General features: G+C 69.3%; 7 protein-coding genes. 5 read left to right on the top strand and 2 right to left on the bottom strand.

Annotated elements, in window-relative coordinates; translation table 11 throughout:
• Window positions 1-361: GntR family transcriptional regulator (locus ABD978_RS36375; RefSeq protein ID WP_345364838.1), on the bottom strand; the 361-nt coding region annotated here is incomplete at its 3' end.
• A gap of 66 nt (window positions 362-427) precedes the next feature.
• A complete protein-coding gene (locus ABD978_RS36370) occupies window positions 428-1,816 on the bottom strand; it encodes a cellulose binding domain-containing protein (RefSeq protein WP_345364836.1) in 1,389 nt (462 codons plus the stop codon).
• 367 nt (window positions 1,817-2,183) lie between these two features.
• Between ABD978_RS36370 and ABD978_RS36365 the strand changes: the two genes are divergently transcribed.
• The 5 genes from ABD978_RS36365 to ABD978_RS36345 all read left to right on the top strand — a co-directional run.
• Window positions 2,184-3,500 carry an extracellular solute-binding protein gene (locus tag ABD978_RS36365; protein WP_345364834.1) on the top strand — a complete coding sequence of 439 codons (1,317 nt, stop codon included), beginning with the start codon at window positions 2,184-2,186 and terminating at the stop codon, window positions 3,498-3,500.
• Window positions 3,497-4,435 carry a carbohydrate ABC transporter permease gene (locus tag ABD978_RS36360; RefSeq protein WP_345364832.1) on the top strand — a complete coding sequence of 313 codons (939 nt, stop codon included), beginning with the start codon at window positions 3,497-3,499 and terminating at the stop codon, window positions 4,433-4,435. The genes ABD978_RS36365 and ABD978_RS36360 overlap by 4 nt, the downstream gene beginning before the upstream one ends.
• A gap of 80 nt (window positions 4,436-4,515) precedes the next feature.
• Entirely contained in the window at window positions 4,516-5,262 is a 747-nt protein-coding gene (locus ABD978_RS36355) for a carbohydrate ABC transporter permease (protein WP_345364830.1), read from the top strand.
• 21 nt (window positions 5,263-5,283) lie between these two features.
• A complete protein-coding gene (locus ABD978_RS36350) occupies window positions 5,284-6,798 on the top strand; it encodes a beta-N-acetylhexosaminidase (protein ID WP_345364828.1) in 1,515 nt (504 codons plus the stop codon).
• The coding region (locus ABD978_RS36345) for a GntR family transcriptional regulator (RefSeq protein WP_345364826.1) at window positions 6,795-7,257 on the top strand (463 nt) is incomplete at its 3' end. The genes ABD978_RS36350 and ABD978_RS36345, both read left to right, overlap by 4 nt.

Genomic DNA, 7,257 nt, shown 5'->3' with positions numbered 1-7,257 from the left:
ACCGGGCCGCGCGCGACCAGCCGACCGGCGCCACCACGAAAGCCACCACCCGGCTGATCCACGTGCCCTCGGCGGGAGGGACCGCCAGGCCGGTGCTGCCCGAGAGCTCCTGCGTGATCTTCTGTGGGCTCGTGAACGTTCCGCGTCCGTGCCGGCGGACCAGGTGGCCTGAGCGTACGAGTTCGTCGATGGCCGCGCGGATGGTCGGGCGGGACACTCCCAGCTCCTGCGCCAGATCGCGTTCGGACGGCAGGCTCGTACCCGGCCCCGCCTTCTCGACGAAGTCGAGGATGTGGCGGCGTACCCGGTCACGCTTGGGGGTCGAGGGCGTACGGGGCGAACTCGGCTCGGTCCTGGTCACGCTCCAATGGTCTCAACACGGACCCGGGCCGTAGAAAGGTCTCGTCCGGCCCGGGTCGGTCGGTCGTCAGTTCGGGACGGTGTCGGTGAAGTGCGTGCCCGCGCTGTAGTAGCCGTTCACGGCGGTCGTGACCTGCGTCGGCGTCAGCGCTCCGGAGGCGTTGTAGTAGACCCAGTTGACCTTCTCGTTCCAGGTACGGGCCCCGGTGAACGGCAGGTCGATGAACCACTCGTTGAAGTCGATGGTCATCTTCTCTCGCGGGTAGTACTTGCCCGTGGTGGAGAAGTAGACGTTCCCGTCGACGTAGTACGTCACGGTTCCGCTCGCCACCGTCATCTGCAGCGTGTGCCAGCCCTGCAGGCTGGAGATCACGTTGTGCGTCTGGCGGTCCATGGCGTCGGCGCTGTACCAGGTGGTCGTGTAGAGCGTCGGGCCGGGAGCGCCCCAGCCGCCGTTCGGCAGGTACTCATTGTCGAGCTCGCTGTAGAGGGAATCGTCCGGCGTGATCGTGTAGAAGGTCTCGTTGACGTGGTCGCCGTTCTGCCCGGTGGTCGGGGCGTCGTTGAAGTAGACGCGTGCGGCGTACGTGCCCTCGAAGAACTTGCGCTGGACGGTGTCGATCTCGGCCTGCGTCGTTCCGCCGGTCGTGCCGTCGGTGGTCGCCGCCAGGTTCATGACCTTGCCGCCCTGGGCGGTGGAGTCCGAAGGGAAGCTGAAGGCGTTCGCCGACCAGGTGCCCTGGATGCCCGGGCCGCCCCCGCCCGTACGGATCGACCAGCCGTGGGCGCCGAGGTTCGGGTCGGTCGGGCCGGTGTAGTGGAAGTCGTCGAACAGAACGCCGCTGCCGCTCGGCGGGGGTGACGTCGGAGGAGGCGTGGAGGTCCCGCCCGGGTCGTTCCCGGAAACGACGGTCCCGTTCACCGACAGGGTCACGGTGTCGGACGCGCCGTAGGAGGTCTGGTTCTTGAACGAGTAGTCGTTGGCCTGGTTCACCTGCTGCCAGTCCTGCCGGTTCAGCCGCAACTGAAGGTCGCCGGTCGACGCCCCGGGTGCCAGCGAGCCGGCGCCCGATCCGAAGGTCACCTCCAGGTAGTGGTCGGCCGTCGCCGGGCCGCCGCTCAGCGCGCCGACCGTGCCGGACAGCTTGGAGCAGCCGATCGCCGCCCATTCACAGGTGAAGACGTACGGGACGGTGGTGTCGGCGGAGAAGTAGTAGCGGATCGCGACGCCGGACAGCGACGCGGGCGACGAGCCGGTGTTGACGACCTGGAACCAGGGCTCGATGTCCCCGGCGGTGGCTCCGGTCTCGGTGGTCCGGTACTGCAGCCGGAGGCTCGAGGCGGCCTGGGCCGGGTCGCCCGTGAGGACGCCGGCCGTCACGGTGGTGGCGCCGGCCAGGCCGAGGGCGGTCAGCGTGGCGGTGGCGCGACGTCCGAGGAGAGTGTGAAGCCGCATGGTTCTCCTTGCGTGGCGGGGGCGGACGTGATCGGCCACACCGCCGTGGCCTGGTCGCCGGATGGACGTGGCACCGGCACCGTCCGGGTGTCGCCGACGGCGCGGCGCGCGGTCCATACTTGACCAACGGTCAGTTCTGTGTGGCCGATGGCCCTCAAGATGAACCGCGGCTCCCGGCCTGTCAACCCCTTCAGCAATCGGTGTTCACGCCCGCATTCGACGCTCAGGTCGGCCCCGCCCCGGGTGCGCCGAATCCGTCATTGACATGACCAATGGTTAGGTGCCACGATCTGGCGCACCGAGCGAGGGGGCGCGACCGGCCCGACGCCGGAGCGGTGCGCGCCCCGGCCAAATGAGGGGATCCGACATGCGCAGACGTGTTACGGCCACGCTGGCGGCGAGCGTCGCACTCGCGTGCGCCGGCGCGGCGTGCGGCGGAGGCGACGGCACCGCCTCCACCTCCGGCGCGAAGATCGCCGGCCCGGGCTCCGGCACCGGAAGGACGTTGACCGTCTGGTACATGGACGGCGATCTGTCCGACGCCGCGGTCAAGGCGATCGACGCCGAGTTCACCAAGGCCACCGGCGCCGCAGTGAAGGTGCAGATCCAGGAATGGGACGGCATCAACACCAAGATCGCTACCGCGCTGGCCCAGAACGACCCGCCCGACGTGATCGAGATCGGCAACACCGACGTGCCGCTGTTCGCCGCCGCCGGGGGCCTGACCGACATCTCCGCCGTGCGGAACACCATGGCGCAGGGGCAGACCTGGCTGCCCGGGCTGGTCGGGCCCGCGACGGTCGGCGGCCGGCTCTACGCCGCGCCGCTGTTCGCCGCCGAGCGCGCCGTGGTCTACAACAAGAAGATCTGGGCCAAAGCCGGGGTCACCGCGCCACCGGCCACGTTCGCCGAGTTCACCGCCGACCTCGACAAGATCAAGGCGGCCGATCCGTCGCCGGACTTCTCCCCGTTCTACATGCCGGGTCAGTACTGGTTCGGTGGCGTGCAGTTCCTCTGGGACGCGGGTGGCGAACTGGCCACCAAGAACGGCGACAAGTGGGCGGGGGCGCTGGAGTCACCGCAGGCCCAGCGCGGGCTGGCCTCCTGGAAGCAGTTCCAGAACACCTACTCCACGCCCGCCTCGCGCAACCTGTTCAACCTCACGCCGGACTACAACGCGATCTTCGCCCAGGAGAAGACCTCGGCGATCCTGAACACGAGCGTGAATTCCATCCTCAAGATCAAGCCATCGCTCAAGGGGCAGCTCGGCACCTTCCCGCTTCCCGGTGCCCGCGCGGGCACGACCCAGCCGGTGTTCCTCGGCGGCTCGGACCTCGCCGTCGCGGCCAAGAGCCCGAACCAGGCGCTCGCCCTGGCGTACCTCAAGACCGCGACCGGCACCGCCGTGCAGACCCAGGCGATCGCCGGGATCGACGGCTGGACCCCGGTCTCGTCACAGCTGATCGACCAGACCGCCGGATCGCGCCCGGAACTGTTCAAGGCGTTCTCGTTCGCGGCCAAGCGCAGCGTCGCGACGCCGGCGAGCCCCGGATGGGCGACGATCGAGAGCGACAAGTCGTTGCAGGCGTTCTTCGGTGACATCTCCACCGGCAAGACGTCGATCCCCGAGGCCGCGAAATCCTTCGACCAGCACCTGAACCAGGCGCTGAACGCATCCCAATGACGCGCACGCAGACCCTGGCGGCAGGGGCGGCCGTCGTGCCCGAGGCCGCCACGCCGCAGACCCGGCGCCGTCGCCCGGCGCTTCCGTACCTGCTGCTGGCCCCGGCCGCCCTGATCCTCGCCCTGGTCATCGGGTACCCGCTCGTACGGCTCGTGCTGATCTCCTTTCAGGACTACGGGCTGCGGGCGCTGTTCACCGGCCGTACGCGGTGGACCGGCGTCACGAACTACACCGCCGTCCTTCACGGCGACGAGATCGGTCCCATGCTTTTCCGTACCGCGCTCGTCTGCGTGGCGATGGCGGGCGGCACCCTTGCGATCGGCACGGGCGTGGCGCTGGCGATGCGGGCGTTGGGCCGGCGAATGCGGACGCTGGTGACCTTCTGCCTGATCGCCGCCTGGGCGGTACCGAACGTGGCCGCGACGATGCTGTGGACCTGGCTGTTCCAGCCGACGTACGGCGTGGTCAACTGGCTCCTCGGCCTCGGGCAGTACGACTGGACGGCGCACACGGTTTCCGCGCTCCTGCTGGTCTGGCTGCTCGTGGTCTGGCAGTCGGTGCCGTTCGTCGCGTTGACCCTGTACGCCGGCCTGTCGCAGATCCCAAGCGACTACTACGAGGCGGCGGCGCTCGACGGCGCCGGGTATTGGACCCGCTTCCGTGTCGTCACGGTGCCCTTCCTACGGCCGATCCTGCTGCTCGTCACCGTCCTGTCGGTGATCTGGGACTTCAACGTCTTCAACCAGATCTGGCTGCTGACCGGCGGCGGCCCGGACGGCGGAACGACGACGCTCGTGGTCTGGTCGTTCCGCCGTGCGTTCGCGAGCCAGTCGTACGGGCAGGGCGCCGCGATCGCCGTTCTCGCGACCGCCCTTCTCGCGGCATTGACGTGGTACTACGTGCGCCGTTTGGTGCGGGCGGGAGAGACATGGTGAGAAGGATCCGGCCGGGTCGCGCGGCGTTGAACGCCGGAGCCGTCCTTTTCTGCGCCGTCTGGCTGTTCCCCGTCTACTGGATGGTCGACACCGCGCTCCAACCGGCCGGGGAAACGCTCCGCCCGACGCCGACGTTCGTCCCCTTTCCCCTGAGCCTCTCCAATTTCGCCGACGCGGTCCGCAAGCCGCACTTCGTCGACTATCTCGTCAACAGCGTCATCGTCACCGGCGTGGTCGTGGCGCTGTCCGTCGTGGTGGCCTTTCTCGCGGCGACCGCGCTGACCCGCTTTCACTTCTTCGGCCGGCGTGGATTCCTCGTCGGCATCATGGTGATCCAGATGATCCCCGGGCCGGCGCTGCTGATACCGCTCTTCCTGAGCATGAAGAGCCTGAACATGCTCGACACGCTGATCGGCCTGATCGTCACGTATCTGGCGTTCGTGCTGCCGCTGACGATCTGGGTGATGCGCGGATTCCTGCACGGCGTTCCGGTGGAGCTCGAAGAGGCCGCGATGGTCGACGGGGCAGACCGGTTCACGGTGATCCGCAGGGTGCTGCTCCCGCTGGTGACGCCCGGAATCATCGCCGCCAGCGTCTTCTCCTTCATCGTCGCGTGGAATGACTACATCTACGCGTACGTGATGATGAAGGACCAGTCCCGGTACACGCTGCCGGTATGGCTGGCGTCGTTCTCCACCAACATCGGCACCGACTATGGGGGGCTGATTGCCGGATCGACATTGTTCGCGCTGCCCATTGTGGTCTTCTTCATGCTCATACAGCGCCGGCTGGTCGTCGGAATGACCGCCGGAGCGGTCAAGGGATAGCTTATTTCAAGAAAGGCGATCGTGATAATTCCTCGCCCCGTCGAGCTCACCGTACGCCCCGGTGAGTTCGTCATTCCCGCGGCCCTCCACCTCTCGAGCGGCCCGGGCGCCACGCGCGCCGCCGACCTGCTGGCGGGCTATCTGGGTGACCGGCCCCGCGCGTCGGAGGGGCCGATCGTCCGCCTGGAGATCGCACCGGACGAGCTGCCGTACGAGGGGTACCGTCTGGAGATCTCTCCCGCCGAGGTCGTCCTGTCCGCGCCCGGCGAGGAGGGGCTCTTCCACGGTGTGCAGACGTTGCGCCAGCTTCTGCCGCCGGCCGCGCTGGAGCCGGCCTCGGCCCCGCCGGACGCGTGGCGGTGGCCATGCGTGACCGTACGCGACGCGCCGCGGCTGCCGTGGCGGGGTGTGATGCTCGACGTGGCACGGCACTACCTGCCGCCGGAGTTCCTCGAGGAGTTCATCGACCGGATCGCGCTGCACAAGCTCAACGTGCTGCACCTGCACCTGACCGACGACCAGGGCTGGCGCATCGAGATCGAGGGACTGCCGCGGCTGACCGAAGTGGGCGCCTGGCGTACCGAATCCATGGTCGGCCCGGCCGGCAGCACGCGCTTCGACGGTATCCCGCACGGCGGCTTCTACTCCCAGCGGCGGCTGCGCGACCTGGTGGCCTACGCGAGCCGCCGCGGCGTGACCGTCGTCCCCGAGATCGAGATGCCGGGCCACGCCCGCGCGCTCCTGGCCGCCTACCCTCACCTGGGCAATCGCGCCGAGGTGAGCCTTCCGGTCTGGACGAGCTGGGGGATCAGCGAGGACATCCTCGGGGTGCACGACGAGGCTTTGGAGTTCTGCCGTACCGTCCTGGCGCAGACGGTCGCGGTCTTCCCGTCCCGGTACGTCCACATCGGCGGCGATGAGTGCCCGACCACGCAGTGGGAGACGAGCCCGGTGGCCCGCCGCCGCATCGAGGAACTGGGTTTCACGACGCCCGCCCAGCTGCACGGCTGGTTCCTGCGGCAGATGCAGGAGACGCTGGCCGAGCACGGCCGCCGCGCCATCTGCTGGGACGAGGCGGAGCAGAACGGCGACCTGCCCGCCGAGATGACCCTGACCGCCTGGCGCGACCCCGCACACGGTGTGGGCTCGGTCGAGCGCGGCCACCAGGTGATCATGGCACCGCACCGGACGACGTACCTGAACTACGCGCAGAGCACCCACCCCGGCGAGCCGCCGGCCCCTCCGAACGTGACGACGACCATCGCCGACGTGTACGGATTCGACCCACTCGCGGGCGGCCTACCGGTCGCCGGCGGAAACCGCCCCGGCGTGCTGGGTATCCAGGCGCAGCTGTGGACGGAGTTCGTCCCGACACCGGACCATGTCCGGTATCTGACGTTCCCGAGGTTGTGCGCCCTGGCCGAGGTGGCGTGGAGCGAGGGGGGCCGCGACTACGAGGAGTTCCGCGGCCGCCTCAAGGCCCACCGAGAACGTTTGCGTGTGCTCGGCGCCCTCCGAGCGCTGGACACGGCGTGACCGAGCCGGGCGAGGGAGCCGGTGACCACGGCACCGCCGGTCACCTGACCGGCGGAGGAGGCCCCGCGGCCGAGGTACGGGAGGGAGCCGGTGAGAACGGCACCGCCCTGAACCGGACGCGCCGTACGCCCACCGCCAAGCGTGACCGGGTACGCCGCCACATCCTCGACTTCGTGGAGAAGGCGGGGCCGGGTACGAGCCTGCCGTCCGAACGCGATCTGGCGCAGGAGCTGGGAGTGTCCCGCCCGACCATCCGCGCGGCCATCGACGAACTCACCTGTACGGGCCTGCTGGTCCGCCGCCATGGCCGCGGCACCTTCACCCGCCCGCACAAGGTGACCCAGCAACTGTCCAGTACGACGCTCGACGGCCTGGGCGTCCCACCGGCCGACGGCGACTGGATCAGCCGGGTGGTGGCTTTCGTGGTGGCGCCGGTCGGCTGGTCGCGCGCGGCCCGGT

The organism is Actinoallomurus liliacearum (assembly GCF_039542035.1).
In the GTDB taxonomy this organism is placed as follows: Bacteria; Actinomycetota; Actinomycetes; order Streptosporangiales; family Streptosporangiaceae; genus Actinoallomurus; species Actinoallomurus liliacearum.
This window is presented reverse-complemented; position numbering and strand designations above follow the sequence as displayed.

Coding starts and splice junctions, on each gene's coding strand:
- ABD978_RS36370 (WP_345364836.1), bottom strand. CDS start 1,816: ATGCGGCTTCACACTCTCCTCGGACGTCGCGCCACCGCCACGCTGACC.
- ABD978_RS36365 (WP_345364834.1), top strand. CDS start 2,184: ATGCGCAGACGTGTTACGGCCACGCTGGCGGCGAGCGTCGCACTCGCG.
- ABD978_RS36360 (WP_345364832.1), top strand. CDS start 3,497: ATGACGCGCACGCAGACCCTGGCGGCAGGGGCGGCCGTCGTGCCCGAG.
- ABD978_RS36355 (WP_345364830.1), top strand. CDS start 4,516: ATGGTCGACACCGCGCTCCAACCGGCCGGGGAAACGCTCCGCCCGACG.